Raw genomic sequence first — 16,789 nt, 5'->3', positions numbered from 1 at the left:
TATTTTTAAGATTATAATTTATTGTTTATTCGCTGTCTTTTTCAACACTTTCTGTAGCTTCAGCTTTCGCTTTTACTTTTTTTGGTGCTGATTTTTCTGCTTTTCCTTCTTTTCCTTTTTCTTTATCAGATTTTCTTTCTGATAAACCTTCTGCAATTGCATCAGAAACATAAGATAATACTTTGTTTACAGATTTAGAAGCATCGTCGTTTGCTGGAATTACAAAATCTACTAATCTTGGATCAGAGTTTGTATCAACCATAGCAAAAATAGGAATGTTTAAGTTTCTAGCTTCTGCAACAGCAATGTGTTCTTTTTTGATGTCAATTATAAATAATGCACCAGGTAAACGAGTCATATCAGCAATAGAACCTAAATTCTTTTCTAATTTTTCTCTTTGACGATTAATTTGTAATTTTTCTCTTTTAGATAATGCATCAAAAGAACCATCTTGCTTCATTCTATCAATATGAGCCATTTTTTTAACAGCTTTTCTAATAGTTACAAAGTTAGTTAACATACCACCTGGCCATCTTTCTGTGATGTAAGGCATGTTTACTGCTTTTGCTCTTTCTGCAACAATATCTTTTGCTTGTTTTTTAGTTGCAACAAATAAAATTTTACGTCCAGAGTTTGCAATCTTTTTTAAAGCCTCTGCAGTCTCTTCTATTTTAGCAGCTGTTTTATACAAATCGATGATGTGTACACCATTTCTTTCTGTATAAATATAAGGAGCCATGTTAGGGTTCCATTTTCTAGTTAAATGCCCGAAATGAACACCACTTTCTAATAATTCTTGAATGTTTACGTTTGCCATTTTTTAAATGTGTTTACTTTCTGTTGTTAAATCAATATATAAGTAGTCTTTTAAGAGTCTTATATATTTAGATACTAAACTGTTAATTTTAATTTATAACAGTCTCTTAAGGTTAAAAAAATCTGAATATATGCTAAAAATGAATTCAGCATATATTGCAGTAATAAGATTAACGTTTCGAGAACTGGAATTTTTTACGTGCTTTTTTCTGACCGAATTTCTTACGTTCAACCATTCTTGGATCACGAGTTAATAAACCTTCTGGTTTTAAAATAAGTCTGTGTTCTGGTTCTATAGCAACTAAAGCTCTAGTAATTGCTAAACGAATTGCTTCTGCTTGACCTGTAACACCACCACCATAAACATTTACTTTAATATCGTAAGATGTTAAGTTTTCTGTTAACATTAAAGGTTGTTGTACCTTATATTGTAAAGTTGAAGTTGTAAAATAGCTTTTATAATCTTTTTTATTAACTACAATAGTTCCTGTTCCTTCCGAAAGATAAATACGAGCAACAGCTGTTTTTCTTCTACCGATTTTGTGTACTATATCCATTATTTATAATCGTTAAGGTTAATAGCTTTAGGTTCTTGACCTGCATGTTTGTGCTCTGTACCTGCATATACATACAAGTTTCTAAATAAAGCGCTACCTAAAGTGTTTTTTGGTAACATTCCTTTTACTGCTTTTTCAATAAGTCTTGTAGGATCTTTATCAAACATTTCTGTAGCAGTTAACGATCTTTGTCCTCCTGGATAACCCGTATGACGGATGTAAGACTTTTCAGTCCATTTTTTACCAGTTAGATTAATTTTTTCTGCGTTGATAATAACCACGTTATCTCCACAATCTACGTGAGGAGTAAAGTTTGGTTTGTATTTACCTCTAATTAGCTTTGCTATTTTAGAAGCTAGACGACCCAACGTTTGCCCGTCCGCATCAACTAAAACCCACTCCTTGTTTACGGTAGCGCTGTTTGCTGATACTGTTTTGTAACTTAATGTGTTCATAATTACACTATTAGTTTTTGTCTTATTAATAATATTTAACTTTTCCTTAAAAAAGGAGTGCAAATGTACTATTATTTATTTGATTGACAAATAGTGCTTTAGTTTATTTATTTGCTATTATCATATCTTTAATAATTTACAAGTTTTTAAGCAAAGAAGAAGCTGTTTTTGTAAAATAGCTGAATAATTTTTAGATAAAAATAAATGTAATATCAAGTTGTTTTACTGATAAGGAGAGTAATAATCTTTTAAAAGTAGTTGTAATTCGTAGTTTAGAATAAATAATGTTGGGGGAAATTGTGGGTTCATTATAAAATAAATCAAATTTTAAACTTTAAATCCTTGATATATTTATGTAACTTTAAAAATTAAGATAAGGATTTTTATATTTTACCCAAAATACTAATTTAAACAAATGAAAAGATGAGCTTAATTACAATTAAAAAGTCTAATAATGAATCTGAAATATTTATTTTAAAGGGTAGATTAGAATCAGAAGGAGTTAAGTGCTATTTGCGAAATCAATTTTCAACTCAAATAATGCCACAAATATCTTCAGTTGAACTTCAGATTTCTGAAGTAGATTCCGAAAAGGTTAAAGAAATTTTAAGTCAAATTAATCAAACTTAAACAAATTAAAAACATACATAAAACTGAAAAGTAATCGATATACCGAATTGAAAAAATATAACACAAAAATATAGCTTGCCTTTTTTAAAAAGGCAAGCTATATTTTTATTTTAAAAAGGAGTTGATTAATCAACCAACTTTATATAAGAAGCAACAACTTCACCTTTTTTTATTACTTTGTAAAAACCAGTGTGTTTGTCATATGCATCGCCAAAATCATCAATTTTAAAACCTTCAACAAAATAGACTTTATCATCTATACGAACAGCTAAACTGCATCCGTTTTCTGAATCTAATTCAAACTGACATTGTTCACAAGAAAATTCTGCGATTATTGTTTATTTTTTTGCCCAAGAATCACGTAAACCAACCGTTTTGTTGAATACTAAATTGTCTGTAGTAGAATCATCATCTACATTAAAATAACCTAAACGTTGAAACTGGAAACGTTCTCCAATTGTTGCATTTTGTAAACTTGGTTCTAAATAAGCTTCTATAATTTCTAAAGAATTTGGGTTTACAAATTCCATATAATCTTTGTCTTTATGAGAATCTGGTGCTTCATCTAAAAACAATCTGTCGTAAGCTCTAACTTCTGCTTTAATAGCGTGTTTTACAGAAACCCAGTGCAATGTACCTTTTACTTTACGTTTACTTTCTTCTGTATCCATTCCAGATTTTGTTAACGGATCATACGTACAATGAATTACGGTAATTTCTCCATTTTCATCTTTTTCACAACTTGTAGCTGTAATAAAATATGCATTTTTTAAACGAACTTCTTTACCTAATTTTAAACGGAAGAATTTTTTATTCGCTTCTTCTCTAAAATCTTCTCTTTCAATATAAATTTCTCTAGAAAAAGGAACTTCTCTGCTGCCAAAACCTTCTTCATAATCATTATAGCTAGCATCTAGCATTTCCTCTTTTCCTTCTGGATAATTATCGATAATTACTTTTACAGGATCTAAAACTCCCATAACTCTTTTAGCTGTATTGTTTAAATCTTCTCTAATTTTAAACTCTAAAAGAGCAACATCAATAATGTTTTCACGTTTAGAAACCCCAACAGTTTCTACAAAACTTCTAATAGCAGCAGGCGTGTAACCACGTCTTCTTAAACCAGAAATTGTTGGCATTCTAGGGTCGTCCCAACCAGCAACAATATTTTCTTCTACCAATTTAAGTAACTTACGTTTACTCATAATGGTGTAACTTAAATTTAAACGAGAAAATTCACGTTGTTTTGGTGGATTTGGATATTCCGATTTACTAAAATCAAAAATATGATCTCTAAACCAATTGTATAATTCTCTATGAGGTTTAAACTCTAAAGAACATAAAGAGTGCGAAATTTGTTCAATATAATCACTCTCACCATGTGTCCAATCATACATTGGGTAAATGCACCAATCATCACCAGTTCTATGATGAGATTTGTACATAATTCTGTACATTAAGGGATCACGCATTAACATATTCGGAGATTCCATATCAATCTTTGCACGCAAAGTATGTTCACCTTCTTTAAATTTTCCGTCTTTCATCCCTAGAAATAATTCTAAGTTTTCTGCAACAGAACGAGTTCTAAAAGGGCTATTTGTTCCAACTTCTGTTGGCGTACCTTTTTGAACTCTCATTTCTTCTGAAGATTGAGAATCTACATACGCTTTACCGTCTTTTATCAGTAAAACTGCCCAATCAAACAATTGCTGAAAATAGTCTGATGAATAACATTCATTTGCCCAAGAATATCCTAACCAAGAAATATCTTCCTTAATTGCATCTACATATTCTTGCTCTTCTTTTGCCGGGTTTGTATCATCAAAACGCAAGTTTACTGGCGCATTGTATTTTAATCCCAAACCAAAACTAATTCCAATTGCTTTTGTATGACCAATGTGCAAATATCCATTTGGTTCTGGTGGAAAACGAAAACGTAAATCCTCTTTTGGCATTCCGTTTGCCAAATCCTCTTCAATAATTTGCTCTAAAAAATTGAGCGATTTCTTCTCTTCAGACATCATTTTATTCGAAAAAATTAAGCTGCAAAATTACATAAAATACTTTATAGCAGCGGAATCTTTGTAACAAAATCTTAAATTGAGCTTCTAATAATTAAACACTATAAATTATGAGCAATCAAATAAGAAATTACTCGTGTCCTAAATGCAATAATAAAACCTATAAAATTGGTGAGTTAAGAGCAACAGGCGGAACATTATCTAAAATTTTTGATATTCAAAATCAGAAATACACAAGCGTAACTTGCGAGCGTTGTACTTATACAGAGTTTTATAAGACCAAAACAAGTGCAATAAGTAACGTTTTCGACTTTTTTACGAGTTAATTTTTTTGGGTGTTACTTTATCTAGAAAGCATTCTAGATTAAAGTCGTGCTTTACACTATATCTTTTTATTCGTTCCTCTTAAAAAGGATGCCGTTTCAATCACTAACACAACTGGCTTATAATTAATAAAAATCCGTTAATAAAAGTATATTTGCACTTTTAAAATACAAAATGGGAATAATTAAAGTAAACAATATTAAACTCTATGCAAATCATGGATGTTTAGAAGAGGAAGCAAAAATAGGTTCAGAATATAGAATTGATGTCGAGGTAAAGGCTAGTTTAAGAAAATCGTCTAAAACCGATGATTTAGTAGATACTGTAGATTATGTTCATTTAAATTATATAGTAAAAGAAGAAATGGCAATAAGGTCTAAGTTATTAGAAGAAGTTGCGCAAAGAATTTTAAATCGTTTTTTTAGAGAATTAAGAATGATTAAAAAAGCTACTGTTTCTGTTGCAAAACTAAACCCACCAATTGGCGGAAATGTAGAAGAAGTTGCAATTATTTTAACAAAAAAAAGATAAAATAAAAAAAGTCTTGCAGTACTTGTAAATTTGCGTAAATTTGCAATCCTTAAAACAACTGTCCAATTTATTGGGAACTAGTTTTAAAATAAAAAGGTGTCTTGGCCGAGTGGCTAGGCAATGGTTTGCAAAACCATGTACAGCGGTTCGAATCCGCTAGACACCTCGAAAAACGTTTCAAGAAATTGAAGCGTTTTTTTTATTTTCTTAAAAAATGTTACAATAATAATATTATCTAGTTATATAATCGAAGTACAAATTGGCTTCATTAGTATTATGTATAATAGATTATATAAAGGAATGGAAATTCAAGAAAGTAGAATTTTAAATGAGACAACAACAATTGTCCGCTTTAAAGAAGGTGTTTTACACTTAATACATCAAGAAGGGATCTTTAAAACACATTTTTTTGAAGAAGTGCCAATTTATTTCTTTGAAGGAGATAATATTCCAGATATGAGATAGATTTATTTAGAATTTTTGACGCTTTATGGTTGGGGAGTTAAGAACCATTTTTATTTTCTTCAAATTCTAAAAAAAGCATAACGAATTCTCATTTACTTTATGTTAAGCTATTTAAATGTGTATTTTTGAGTTGTGCTTAAAATGCTTCAACTATGAAAACCCAAAACCTACTCTCAGCTTTCTTAATTCTGTTTCTATTTTTTTCTTGTAAAAATGAAGATGTTAAAACAGATAATATTTATAAATTCAAAGAATATATAAGTTATACAACATCAGGAATCGTTTCTAAAACAGAAAAAATTACTGTAAATCTAACTAAAGAAGTAGAAAATTGGGAAACAGATCAAGATATTTCTTCGGATATAATTTCAATAAAACCTTTTGTAAACGGTAAGATTAAAACACTAAATAAACACGCTTTTGTTTTTATTCCGGATGAAGATTTAGATGCAGATACCGAATATACAGTTACTTTAAAATTAGGTAAACTTTATAAAAATATTCCTCAAGAATTTGAAGATTACACATTTCAGTTTAAAACGATTACACCTAATTTTACGATTAAAACAGGCGCTTTGCAATCGTATTCTAAAGAATATCAATATTTAGAAGGTGTTGTAAATTCTGCGGATGTAATTTCTTTAGAGAATGCTAAAAAGCTTTTAAATGCTTCACAAAAAGGAACATCCAAAAAAATAGTTTGGAACGAATCGTATAAAAACAACAGGGTTTTTGAATTCAAAATAGACAGTATTCAACGTTTTGAAGAAGAAAGTAAATTAGCAATTAGTTGGAATGGAAATTCAATAAATGCTGATTCAAAAGGTGAAAACGAAATTAGCATCCCAAGTAAAAATAATTTTAAAGTTTTAAGTGTAAAAATATATAATGAAAATGAACAATATATTTCTATTAATTTTTCTGATGCGCTAAAAAAACAACAAAATTTTGATGGTTTAATCACTGTAGAAAATGTAAAAACTCCTCGTTTTATTGTTGATGGAAATGAAATAAAAATTTTCTCAGAAGCTAGATTTCAAGGAGCTATTTTGGTATCAGTTTTTCAAGGAATTCAAAATTCTGATGAATATAAACTCAAAAACACCTATACAGAAACGATTTCTTTCGAGCAGAAAAAACCTGAGATTAGAGCAATTAGTAACGGAACAATATTACCAAATTCCAAAGATTTAAAATTCAATTTTGAAGCAGTAAACGTAAAAGAAGTTGATGTTAGAGTTATAAAAATTTATCATAAAAATATATTACAGTTTTTGCAAGAAGAGGACATAAATAGCAATAGTAATTATGCAATAAAAAGAGTGGGTAGACGTGTTGCAAAACAAACAATTACATTAATTGATAAAAAAGAAAATAACACCCAAAAATGGAAAGCTTTTAGTGTAGATATTTCTAAAATGGTTGCTACAGAACCTGGTGCAATTTATAGAATTGAGCTTAGTTTTAATAAAAATCAGGCGCTTTATGATTGCTCAGAAAATACATCTTCAACAGAAAATAATGACAATTTTGAAGACAGAGATTTTAATTTTAATGAATTTGACGATGAAGAAAAACGAGAAGAATTGTATTGGGATGATAAATTATATAGCTACAAAAACTATAGTTATAATTGGAGTCAGAGAAATAATCCATGTTATGACGCATATTATAATGAAGGCAGAATAATTTCTCAAAATTTGTTGGCTTCTAATTTGGGTGTAATTGCCAAAAAAGGAACAGATAACACGTATTTCTTTGCTGTTACTAACATTTTAAACACAAATCCTGAAGCGGAGGCAACTGTAAGATTGTTCAATTTTCAGCAACAAGAAATCGCATCAAAAAACACAAATATTGATGGATTTGTTTCCATCAAATCAAAAAAGAATGCAGCATTTGCAATCGTTTCTAAAGGAAAAAATAAAGCATATTTAAGGTTGTTGGATGGTAATTCTCTATCATTAAGTAAGTTTGATGTTTCTGGAAGCAAAACTCAAAAAGGCTTAAAAGGCTATATTTATGGAGAACGAGGCGTTTGGAGACCTGGAGATTCTTTGCATTTAACTTTTGTACTGAATGATGCTGATAATAAATTGCCGAAAAATCATCCTGTAAAAATGGAAGTTACCGATCCGAGTGGGAAATTAATTTATAAAAAAGTAGCCTCAGAAAATCTACATAATTTTTATACTTTTAAAGTAACTACGTTGCCAGAATCAAAAACGGGAACTTATTCAGTCAAAGTTTCTGTTGGTGGTGCAAAATTCTACAAATACTTAAAGATTGAAACAGTAAAACCAAATCGCTTAAAAATTAAGATTGATTTTGATGATGAAATCCTAACCAGTAAAAAACCAATTAACGGAACGTTAGATGTAAAATGGTTGCACGGAACGCCTGCTAAAAACCTAAAAGCGGAAGTGAAAGCAAAGGTTTCTTCTACAAATTACAGTTTTAAAAATTACGAAAAGTATGTTTTTTCTGATCCATCAAGAACTTTTGAATCCGAAGAATTGACTGTTTTTGAAGGTAAATTAGATGAAAACGGATTTGCAAAAATCAAGAGTAATTTAACGATTGATAAAAATGCTCCAGGAATGTTAAATGTTCAGTTTTTGGTTAGAGCTTTTGAAAATGGTGGCGATTTTTCTATGGATGCATTTTCTAAAAAATACGCTCCTTTTAATTCTTTTGTAGGACTAAAATCACCAGAAGGAAATAGATATGGTTCTTTTTTTACGGATGAAAATCAAACTTTTTCAGTGATTTCTGTAGATGAAAAAGGAAATCCAGTTCAAAGAGACGAATTAGAAGTAGAAATTTATAAAATTGAATGGCGTTGGTGGTGGAGTTCATCCGAAGATAATTTATCGAGATATACTTCTAGCACGTATCATAAACCGTATTTAACTTCTACAATTAGTACAAATTCAAAAGGAGAAGGAAGTTTTAAATTGCATATTCCAGAAAGAGATAGAGGTCGATATTTAATAAGAGTTATTGATAAAAAAAGCGGACATTCAACAGGAAGAACTGCTTATTTCTATAAAAATTGGTGGCAAAATTCAAGTTCTGGCGATAAAGAAGCTGCAAAAATGTTAGTGTTTTCTGCGGATAAAGAAAAGTATAATGTTGGCGAAACTGCAAAAATTACATTTCCATCAGGAAGTGAAGGTCGCGCATTAATCAGTATTGAAAATGGCACAAAAGTTTTGGAAACAAAATGGGTTAAAACTACAAAAGGAACGACTTCTGTAGAAATCCCGATTAACAAAAACATGGCGCCAAATGTGTTTGTAAACATTTCTTTATTGCAACCACATCAAGTTTCAGAAAACGATTTGCCAATTAGATTGTATGGAACAATTCCGATTTTCGTAGAAGATGCTGCTACTAAATTAGAGCCACAAATTGTGATGCCAAAAGAAGTTGCGCCAGAAAAGGAGTTTGTTGTAAAAATATCAGAAAAAAACAACAAAGAAATGACGTATACCTTGGCAATTGTTGAAGAAGGATTATTAGATTTAACACGATTTAAAACACCAAATGCCTTTGATGTTTTTTACCAAAGAGAAGCTTTAGGTGTAAAAACGTGGGATATTTTTGATGATGTAATCGGTGCATATTCCGGAAGTGTAGATCAAGTTTTTGCGATTGGTGGAGATGGAAGTTTATCAAAAGGGAAAAACCAAAAAGCAAACAGATTTAAACCTGTTGTAACTTATTTAGGTCCGTTTTTTCTAGAAAAAGGAAAAACAAAATCGCATAAAATTACCTTGCCAAATTATATTGGTGCTGTTAGAACGATGGTTGTTGCTGGAGATATTAATAATGAAGCTTTTGGAAATGCAGAAAAATCTGTTCCGGTTTTAAAACCTTTAATGGTATTGGCTTCTTTGCCAAGAAAATTATCGCCAAAAGAAAAAGTTACGTTGCCAGTTGCTGTTTTTGCAATGCATAAAAAAGTGAAAAATGTTAAGATTGAAGTAAAAACATCCAACGGAATTAAAATTATTGGCAACAAAACGCAAACAATCAATTTTGACAAACCAGATGAGAAAATGGTCTATTTTGAGTTGGATGTTTTAAAAGCAAATGGCATCAATTCTGTTGAAATTATTGCAACAGGAAATGGCGAAAAATCTACCCATAAAATTGAATTGGATGTTGTAAATCCGAATTTAATTACATCAAAATTAATTGATAAAACGGTAGAAGGAAATCAAACACAAACGATCAATTTTGACACTTTTGGAGTAGAAGATTCTAATGCTGCAATTCTGGAGTTATCTACAATTCCGTCTATCAATTTTTCTAGCAGATTAGCCTATTTAATTCAATATCCACATGGTTGTGTAGAGCAAACAACGTCGAGCGTTTTTCCTCAATTATTTTTGAATGATATTTTCGATTTAACTTCGGATAAAAAGAAGGAAATTCAAAAAAATATAGAAAACGGAATTCAGCGTTTAGGTAATTTTCAAAAAGCAAACGGAGGTTTAAGTTATTGGATGGGAGAAAATGATGTTGATGATTGGGGAACAAGTTACGCTGGTCATTTTTTACTAGAAGCAGAAAAAAAAGGATTTGTTTTGCCACTTACATTTAAGAGTAATTTTATAGAATATCAGAAAAAAGCAGCACGAAATTGGCGACAAGGTTACAATACATATTCATCCGATTTAGAACAAGCTTACAGATTATACACGTTGGCTTTAGCGGCTAATCCAGATTTATCTGCCATGAACAGATTGCGAGAATTTAAGCAAATTTCTAACGAAGCAAAATGGAGATTAGCTGCAACGTATGCTTTGGTTGGACAAAAAGAAGCAGGTGAAGAAATTATGAATTCGGCCAATTTAAATTTCTCTGGTTATAATTATTACAATTATGGTTCAGAAACTAGAAATAGAGCGATGGCTTTAGAAACCATGCTGTTAACAAATAATAAAAACGCAAAAGATGTTGCCAAATCAATTACCAAAGAATTGTCTAGTAACAACTATATGAGCACTCAAACTACCGCTTTTAGTTTGTTGTCTATTGGTAAAATGGTTGTTAAAAATGGAGGAAAATCTATCGATATTAAGTTTACTAATGATGGAAAATCAGAAACTGTAAAAACGTCAAGTGCATTTGTTCAACGAAGTTTAAAAGTAAGAAATGGTACTAATTCCATCACTTTAAAAAACAATGAAAACAATATTGTTTTTGCAAGGATTATCAATGCTGGGAAATTGCCTTTAGGTGATGAAATATCCGAAAGTAGAGGTTTAAGTGTTTCACTAAAATATATAGATTTAACGGGTAAGATTATCAACATAAATCAGTTAAAACAAGGTCAGGATTTTGTGGCAAAAATAACTGTTAGTAATCCGAAGAATGAGACTGTTAAAAACATTGCTTTAACTCAAGTTTTTCCTTCGGGATGGGAAATTGTAAACACACGTTTTACCGATTTTGGAACCACCACAAAAAGCGATGCACGTTATACAGATATTAGAGATGATCGCGTTAATTTTTACTTTGATTTGAATCAACAATCAAAAAAATCAGAAACAAAAACGTTTACCGTTTTATTAAATGCAGCTTATTTAGGAACGTATTATTTGCCAGGAATTCAAGTAGAAGCAATGTATGATAATGATTATTTGGTTAGAACAAAAGGGAGTTGGGTTGAGGTAGTTAAATAAAAAAAAGTTACGTCATTGCGAGTTTACGAAGCAATCTTTCTATTATAATAACAGATTGCTTCGTGCCTCGCAATGACAAAAAAATCATTAAAAGTTGAAAATAATAAATTATCTAAGACAACATAAAAAGAAAACAATATTTGTTGTTATTCTGCTGATTTTCTATGCGTTTTGTTTACCAAAAAAGTTATTTACGAAACCAACATCAACCGTAATTACAAGTGCTTCTGATGAATTATTGGGCGCTTTAATTGCAAACGATGGTCAATGGAGATTTCCTCATAACGACAGCGTTCCAGAAAAATTTAAAACCTGTTTAATTCAGTTTGAAGACGAATATTTTTACAAACATTTTGGATTTAATCCGGTTTCTATTTTAAAAGCAGTAAAACAAAATTTACAAGCAAATGGAGTTAAACGAGGAGGAAGCACAATTACGCAGCAAGTTATTCGCTTAAGTAGAGATGATAAACCAAGAACGTATTTTGAAAAAATAAAAGAATTAATTTTAGCCACGCGTTTAGAATTTCGATTTTCGAAAGAAAAAATACTCTCATTTTGGAGTTCTAATGCGCCATTTGGCGGAAATGTGGTTGGCTTAGATGCTGCTTCTTGGCGATATTTTAATAGAAAAGCAGCCAATTTATCTTGGGCAGAATCTGCAACTTTAGCGGTTTTACCAAATGCACCAAGATTGATTTATCCAGGAAAAAATCAACAGAAATTATTGGAAAAAAGAAATCGGTTATTAGAAAAGTTGTTGGATAAAAAAATAATCGATTCTCTTACTTTTGATTTAGCTGTTTTAGAAGAATTGCCTCAAAAACCCTATTCTTTGCCTCAAGAAGCACCACATTTATTGCAGAAAATAAATAAATTGAAAAAGGGCGAATATGTAAAAACAACAATTGATAGAAAGTTGCAAGAACAAGTAAATTCAATTGTAGAAAATCGATATAATATTCTTAAAAATAACGAAATACATAATGTTGCTGTGTTGGTTTTAGATGTAAAAAGCAGACAAGTTTTAAGCTATGTTGGGAATTCTAAAACAACTCAAAAACATCAAAAAGATGTTGATATCATTGATAAGCCAAGAAGTACAGGAAGTATTTTAAAACCTTTTTTATATGCAGCAATGTTAGATAATGGCGCTTTATTACCAAATACTTTGGTAGCAGATGTGCCCACTAATTTTGGAAGTTACAAACCAGAAAATTATGATAAAAAATATGCTGGCGCAGTTTCTGCGAAATTGGCGTTGTCAAAATCGTTAAATGTGCCAACTGTGAGGATGTTACAAGAATTTGGATTAGAAAAATTTTACAATTATTTACAAAAATTGCACTTAAAAGACATTAATAAAAACGCCAGTTATTATGGATTAACATTGGCTTTAGGTGGCGCAGAAAGCAACTTGTGGGATTTATGTAAAAGTTATGCGTCAATGGCTTCAACTATAAATCATTTCTCAGAAAATTCTAGCAGATATTTTAAAAATGAATTTTCTGAACCTACTTTTTTTAAGGATAATAAAATTGATTTTGGTAAAAAAACATCAGAAAAAATAATTTTTGATGCAGCTTCTATTTATCTAACTTTTGAAAGTTTAAAAGATGTAAACAGACCAAATGCAGAAGAGAATTGGGAGTTTTTTGATTCATCCAAAGAAATAGCATGGAAAACAGGAACTAGTTTTGGTTTTAGAGATGCTTGGGCAATTGGTGTTACCAAAGATTTTGTGGTTGGTGTTTGGGTAGGAAATGCAGATGGAGAAGGAAGGCCTGGTTTGGTTGGCGTGCAAACTGCAGCGCCTATTTTGTTTGATGTGTTTGATAAATTACCAAATTCAGTTTGGTTTGAGAAACCTTTTGATGAAATGACTCAAGTAGAAATTTGTACAAAAAGCGGTTATAGAGCTACAGAAATTTGTGAAGACATAAAGTTCGAATTTATTCAAAATTCTGGATTAAAAACTGCGCCTTGTCCGTTTCATGTTTTGGTAAATGTTGATAAAACAGCTTCTTATCAGGTAAATACTTCTTGTGAAAGTTTCGAGAGTATTCAGCAAAAATCATGGTTTGTTTTACCGCCATTGATGGAATATTATTACAAAGACAACAATCCGTTTTATAAGTCTTTACCAAAGTATAGAATGGATTGTTTAGGGAATTCTAATAATAGTATGAAGTTTTTATATCCAACAGAAAAAAGTACCATTTTTTTACCCAAAAACTTTGATGGAACTAAAAATGAACTCATTTTAAAAGTAGCACATTCAAATAAAGATGTTACCTTATTTTGGTCTGTAAATAACACATTTCTAGGAACTACAAAAGAAGTACATGATTTTGCCATAAAACCAACAATTGGTACTTATTTACTTACTGTTACAGATAATTTTGGAAATGAAATTCATCAGGAAATAGAAATAAAAGAATAATTATTTTCTTTTTTTAACAGCTTTAATTCATCGGAAAAATGGTTCCTTTTATCGAAAATAAATAGTAGAGATTAATGAGTGTCATATTTTTGTTTCATTATAAAAAGACACCTATTATGCTTTTAAAAACGAATCTTTCAGTAAAAGTTAAATCAAGCTTAAATTCAATTTCATTAGAGTTTAAAAACTTTTTAAATGAATATTCCTGTATAAACCTTTAGATTTTTTTAACAAAAAAACATCTTTTTTTCTTCATCTTTGTAAATATTAAAATCTCTTTAGTTTTGATGCTTCTATAAATCATTAATTGATTATTTTTATAGATAATTTTTAATGATTTTAATTTCTTATAATGAAGATATATCCTATAGAAACGGGCAATTTTAAATTAGATGGTGGTGCAATGTTTGGTGTTGTTCCTAAATCAATTTGGCAAAAAACAAATCCAGCAGATTCTAATAACTTAATAGATATGAGCATGCGTAGTTTGCTTATAGAAGATGGAAATCGTTTAATTTTAGTTGATACAGGTTTAGGCGACAAACAATCAGAAAAATTCTTTAGTTATTATTATTTATTTGGTGGTTTTTCTTTGGATGCTTCACTTGCAAAACATGGTTTTCATAGAGACGATATTACAGATATTTTTTTAACACATTTACATTTTGATCATTGTGGTGGAGTTATCCAAAGAGATAAAAATGGATTATTAATTCCGGCTTTTAAAAATGCAAAAGTTTGGTCTAATGATAAACATTGGAAATGGGCAACAGAACCAAACCCTAGAGAAAAAGCATCCTTCTTCAAAGAAAACATCAATCCAATAAAAGAAAGCGGACAATTAAATTTTATCCACAGAAATGCAAAAGATCAAGTTGGTTTTGATGTGTTATTTATGGACGGGCATACAGAAAAACAAATGTTGCCAAAAATAGAATATCAAGGCAAAACATTAATTTTTATGGCAGATTTATTGCCAACTGTTGGGCATATTCCTTTGCCTTACGTAATGGGTTATGATACAAGACCTTTACTTACTTTAAAGGAAAAAGCGGCTTTTTTAAATGAAGCTGCAGATAATAATTATTACCTTTTTTTAGAACATGATGCAAGCAATGAAATTTGTACAGTAAAACATACAGAAAAAGGAGTACGATTAAACGAAATTCATAAATTTACAAACATATTTAATTAAACAAGATGAAAACAAATAAACTATTTTTATATTCTGCTTTAGCAGTTTTATCATTTACAGGGTGTAAATCCATAGCAAAAATTTCTGTTCCAACAGGATCTACAGATGCTATTTCTGCAACAGCAAAAAAAATGCCGTTAACAGAAGCTGAAAGTCAAAATTGGCAGCATTTAGATTTGGTAAAGGATTCTATTCCGGGAATGAGCGTTGACAAAGCATATGAATTTTTAACAGGAAAAAAAGGAACTACTGTTGTTGTGGGTGTTATTGATTCTGGAACAGATTTAACTCATGAAGATTTAAGTGGAAACGCTTGGGTTAATTCAAAAGAAATTGCAGGAAATGGAATTGATGATGATAAAAATGGTTTTATTGATGATATTAATGGATGGAACTTTTTAGGATCGATCTATAAAGAAAATACTGAGTTAACTCGTATTATTGCAAACCCTTCTATTGCAGATACAGAAACAGCAGAAAGAGCAAAAATAGCTTATGATAAAACTGTTGAGGAAGCAAAAATGAACAAGCAAAGATATGGCCAGATGTTAGCTGGTGTTCAAAATGCTGATGAAACTATCAAAAAAGAGTTAAATAAAACAGAATATACTAAAGAAGATGTTTTAGCAATTACATCTACAGCGCCAGAAGTAGTGCAAAGTGTAACAGTTGCTAAGCAGATGTTTGGTTTTGGTTTAAATTCTTTGCAACAAGCTATAGATGAGCTTTCTAAATTAGTTGAAACTGCAGATGATTTATTAAGTGGAGATGGTCTTAAAAAGAATTATAGAACTGCTATAGGTGATGATGAAAACACTATGGAAGTTACTATATATGGAGATAATAAAGTAGGTAACACTATAAAATCTGAAGCTCATGGTTCTCACGTTTCTGGAATTATTGCAGCAGTTAGAAATAATGAAATAGGAATGAACGGAGTTGCAAATAATGTAAAAATTATGGCGGTAAGAGCAGTTCCTGATGGAGATGAATATGATAAAGATGTTGCTTTAGCAATTCGTTATGCAGTAGATAACGGTGCAAAAGTTTTAAATACTAGTTTTGGAAAAGGATATTCTCCAAAAAAAGAATGGGTTTGGGATGCAATTAAATATGCAGCTTCTAAAGATGTTTTAATTGTAAATGCAGCAGGAAATGATGGTAAAAATATTGACGAAGAATTAACGTACCCTAATGATTCTAAAGATTTAAAAACAGAAATTTCTGATAATGTTCTTACAATTGGAGCTATGAGTTCTAATTATAATGAAAACTTACCAGCAAGTTTTTCTAATTATGGTAAAGTAAATGTAGATGTTTTTGCTCCAGGTGTTCAAATTTACTCTACAACTCCAGGAAATGAATATCAAAAGTTTAGTGGAACATCAATGGCAGCGCCTTCAACAGCTGGTGTTGCAGCATTAGTGCGTTCTTATTATCCTAAATTATCAGCAAGTCAAGTAAAACATATTTTAATGAATTCTGGAACTTTAATTACTATTGATGTTGTGAAACCAGGTTCTCAAAGTAGAGCAAACCCAATAGGAGAAAAAGTACCGTTTACAGATTTGTCAGTTTCTGGTAGAGTAGTGAATGCTTATAATGCTTTATTAATGGCAGACAAAATGGTAAATGGTAAATAATCAACCTAAA

Annotated in this window: 13 protein-coding genes and 1 tRNA gene; 9 read left to right on the top strand and 5 right to left on the bottom strand. The window is 30.3% G+C overall.

Annotated features, from left to right (window positions below):
• Positions 1-25: 25 nt before the first annotated feature.
• The 3 genes from rpsB to rplM all read right to left on the bottom strand — a co-directional run bounded on the left by rpsB (position 26) and on the right by rplM (position 1,828).
• Positions 26-817 (bottom strand): 30S ribosomal protein S2, encoded by a 792-nt coding sequence (gene rpsB, locus BLT70_RS14520; protein WP_091895888.1) that lies wholly within the window; start codon positions 815-817, stop codon positions 26-28.
• 169 nt (positions 818-986) lie between these two features.
• Positions 987-1,373 carry a 30S ribosomal protein S9 gene (gene rpsI, locus BLT70_RS14515; RefSeq protein ID WP_091895885.1) on the bottom strand — a complete coding sequence of 129 codons (387 nt, stop codon included), beginning with the start codon at positions 1,371-1,373 and terminating at the stop codon, positions 987-989.
• A complete protein-coding gene (gene rplM / locus BLT70_RS14510; RefSeq protein ID WP_091895882.1) occupies positions 1,373-1,828 on the bottom strand; it encodes a 50S ribosomal protein L13 in 456 nt (151 codons plus the stop codon). Before rplM ends, rpsI begins: the two co-directional genes overlap by 1 nt.
• A 423-nt stretch (positions 1,829-2,251) precedes the next feature.
• Between rplM and BLT70_RS14505 the strand changes: the two genes are divergently transcribed.
• A complete protein-coding gene (locus BLT70_RS14505) occupies positions 2,252-2,458 on the top strand; it encodes a DUF2007 domain-containing protein (protein ID WP_091895879.1) in 207 nt (68 codons plus the stop codon).
• A 125-nt stretch (positions 2,459-2,583) separates the two neighbouring features.
• Here BLT70_RS14505 and BLT70_RS17450 read toward each other — a convergent pair whose 3' ends face one another.
• Together BLT70_RS17450 and BLT70_RS14500 are read right to left on the bottom strand one after the other, a co-directional pair.
• Positions 2,584-2,790 (bottom strand): DUF6370 family protein, encoded by a 207-nt coding sequence (locus BLT70_RS17450; RefSeq protein WP_231962859.1) that lies wholly within the window; start codon positions 2,788-2,790, stop codon positions 2,584-2,586.
• Between the two features lie 6 nt (positions 2,791-2,796).
• Positions 2,797-4,482 carry a glutamine--tRNA ligase/YqeY domain fusion protein gene (locus BLT70_RS14500; protein ID WP_091895876.1) on the bottom strand — a complete coding sequence of 562 codons (1,686 nt, stop codon included), beginning with the start codon at positions 4,480-4,482 and terminating at the stop codon, positions 2,797-2,799.
• Between the two features lie 110 nt (positions 4,483-4,592).
• Here BLT70_RS14500 and BLT70_RS14495 point away from each other — a divergent pair, with 110 nt between their 5' ends.
• From BLT70_RS14495 to BLT70_RS14460, 8 genes are all read left to right on the top strand, one after another.
• A complete protein-coding gene (locus BLT70_RS14495; RefSeq protein WP_091895873.1) occupies positions 4,593-4,808 on the top strand; it encodes a zinc ribbon domain-containing protein in 216 nt (71 codons plus the stop codon).
• Between the two features lie 172 nt (positions 4,809-4,980).
• The gene (folB, locus tag BLT70_RS14490) at positions 4,981-5,337 is read left to right on the top strand and encodes a dihydroneopterin aldolase (protein ID WP_091895870.1); all 357 of its coding nucleotides are present in this window, start codon (positions 4,981-4,983) and stop codon (positions 5,335-5,337) included.
• Between the two features lie 95 nt (positions 5,338-5,432).
• Positions 5,433-5,503: transfer RNA gene (locus tag BLT70_RS14485), tRNA-Cys, on the top strand.
• Between the two features lie 110 nt (positions 5,504-5,613).
• On the top strand, positions 5,614-5,802 hold the full coding sequence (locus BLT70_RS14480; protein WP_091895867.1) for a hypothetical protein: 189 nt from the start codon (positions 5,614-5,616) through the stop codon (positions 5,800-5,802).
• A 152-nt stretch (positions 5,803-5,954) separates the two neighbouring features.
• Positions 5,955-11,498, top strand: coding sequence for an alpha-2-macroglobulin (locus tag BLT70_RS14475; RefSeq protein ID WP_091895864.1), 5,544 nt, complete (start codon positions 5,955-5,957; stop codon positions 11,496-11,498).
• A gap of 94 nt (positions 11,499-11,592) precedes the next feature.
• Positions 11,593-13,941, top strand: a complete 2,349-nt coding sequence (gene pbpC, locus BLT70_RS14470) for a penicillin-binding protein 1C (protein WP_091895860.1) — start codon at positions 11,593-11,595, stop codon at positions 13,939-13,941.
• Between the two features lie 352 nt (positions 13,942-14,293).
• Complete coding sequence (locus BLT70_RS14465; RefSeq protein ID WP_091895857.1) at positions 14,294-15,136, top strand: MBL fold metallo-hydrolase; 843 nt, start codon at positions 14,294-14,296, stop codon at positions 15,134-15,136.
• 5 nt (positions 15,137-15,141) lie between these two features.
• Positions 15,142-16,779, top strand: coding sequence for a S8 family peptidase (locus tag BLT70_RS14460; RefSeq protein WP_091895854.1), 1,638 nt, complete (start codon positions 15,142-15,144; stop codon positions 16,777-16,779).
• Positions 16,780-16,789: the final 10 nt, after the last annotated feature.

This window comes from Polaribacter sp. KT25b, assembly GCF_900105145.1.
Taxonomy (GTDB): Bacteria; Bacteroidota; Bacteroidia; order Flavobacteriales; family Flavobacteriaceae; genus Polaribacter.
This window is presented reverse-complemented; position numbering and strand designations above follow the sequence as displayed.

Excerpts from the sequence above, each read along its gene's own strand:
- rpsB (WP_091895888.1), bottom strand. The coding sequence starts at position 817 with ATGGCAAACGTAAACATTCAAGAATTATTAGAAAGTGGTGTTCATTTC.
- rpsI (WP_091895885.1), bottom strand. The coding sequence starts at position 1,373 with ATGGATATAGTACACAAAATCGGTAGAAGAAAAACAGCTGTTGCTCGT.
- rplM (WP_091895882.1), bottom strand. The coding sequence starts at position 1,828 with ATGAACACATTAAGTTACAAAACAGTATCAGCAAACAGCGCTACCGTA.
- BLT70_RS14505 (WP_091895879.1), top strand. The coding sequence starts at position 2,252 with ATGAGCTTAATTACAATTAAAAAGTCTAATAATGAATCTGAAATATTT.
- BLT70_RS14500 (WP_091895876.1), bottom strand. The coding sequence starts at position 4,482 with ATGTCTGAAGAGAAGAAATCGCTCAATTTTTTAGAGCAAATTATTGAA.
- BLT70_RS14495 (WP_091895873.1), top strand. The coding sequence starts at position 4,593 with ATGAGCAATCAAATAAGAAATTACTCGTGTCCTAAATGCAATAATAAA.
- folB (WP_091895870.1), top strand. The coding sequence starts at position 4,981 with ATGGGAATAATTAAAGTAAACAATATTAAACTCTATGCAAATCATGGA.
- BLT70_RS14480 (WP_091895867.1), top strand. The coding sequence starts at position 5,614 with ATGTATAATAGATTATATAAAGGAATGGAAATTCAAGAAAGTAGAATT.
- BLT70_RS14475 (WP_091895864.1), top strand. The coding sequence starts at position 5,955 with ATGAAAACCCAAAACCTACTCTCAGCTTTCTTAATTCTGTTTCTATTT.
- BLT70_RS14465 (WP_091895857.1), top strand. The coding sequence starts at position 14,294 with ATGAAGATATATCCTATAGAAACGGGCAATTTTAAATTAGATGGTGGT.
- BLT70_RS14460 (WP_091895854.1), top strand. The coding sequence starts at position 15,142 with ATGAAAACAAATAAACTATTTTTATATTCTGCTTTAGCAGTTTTATCA.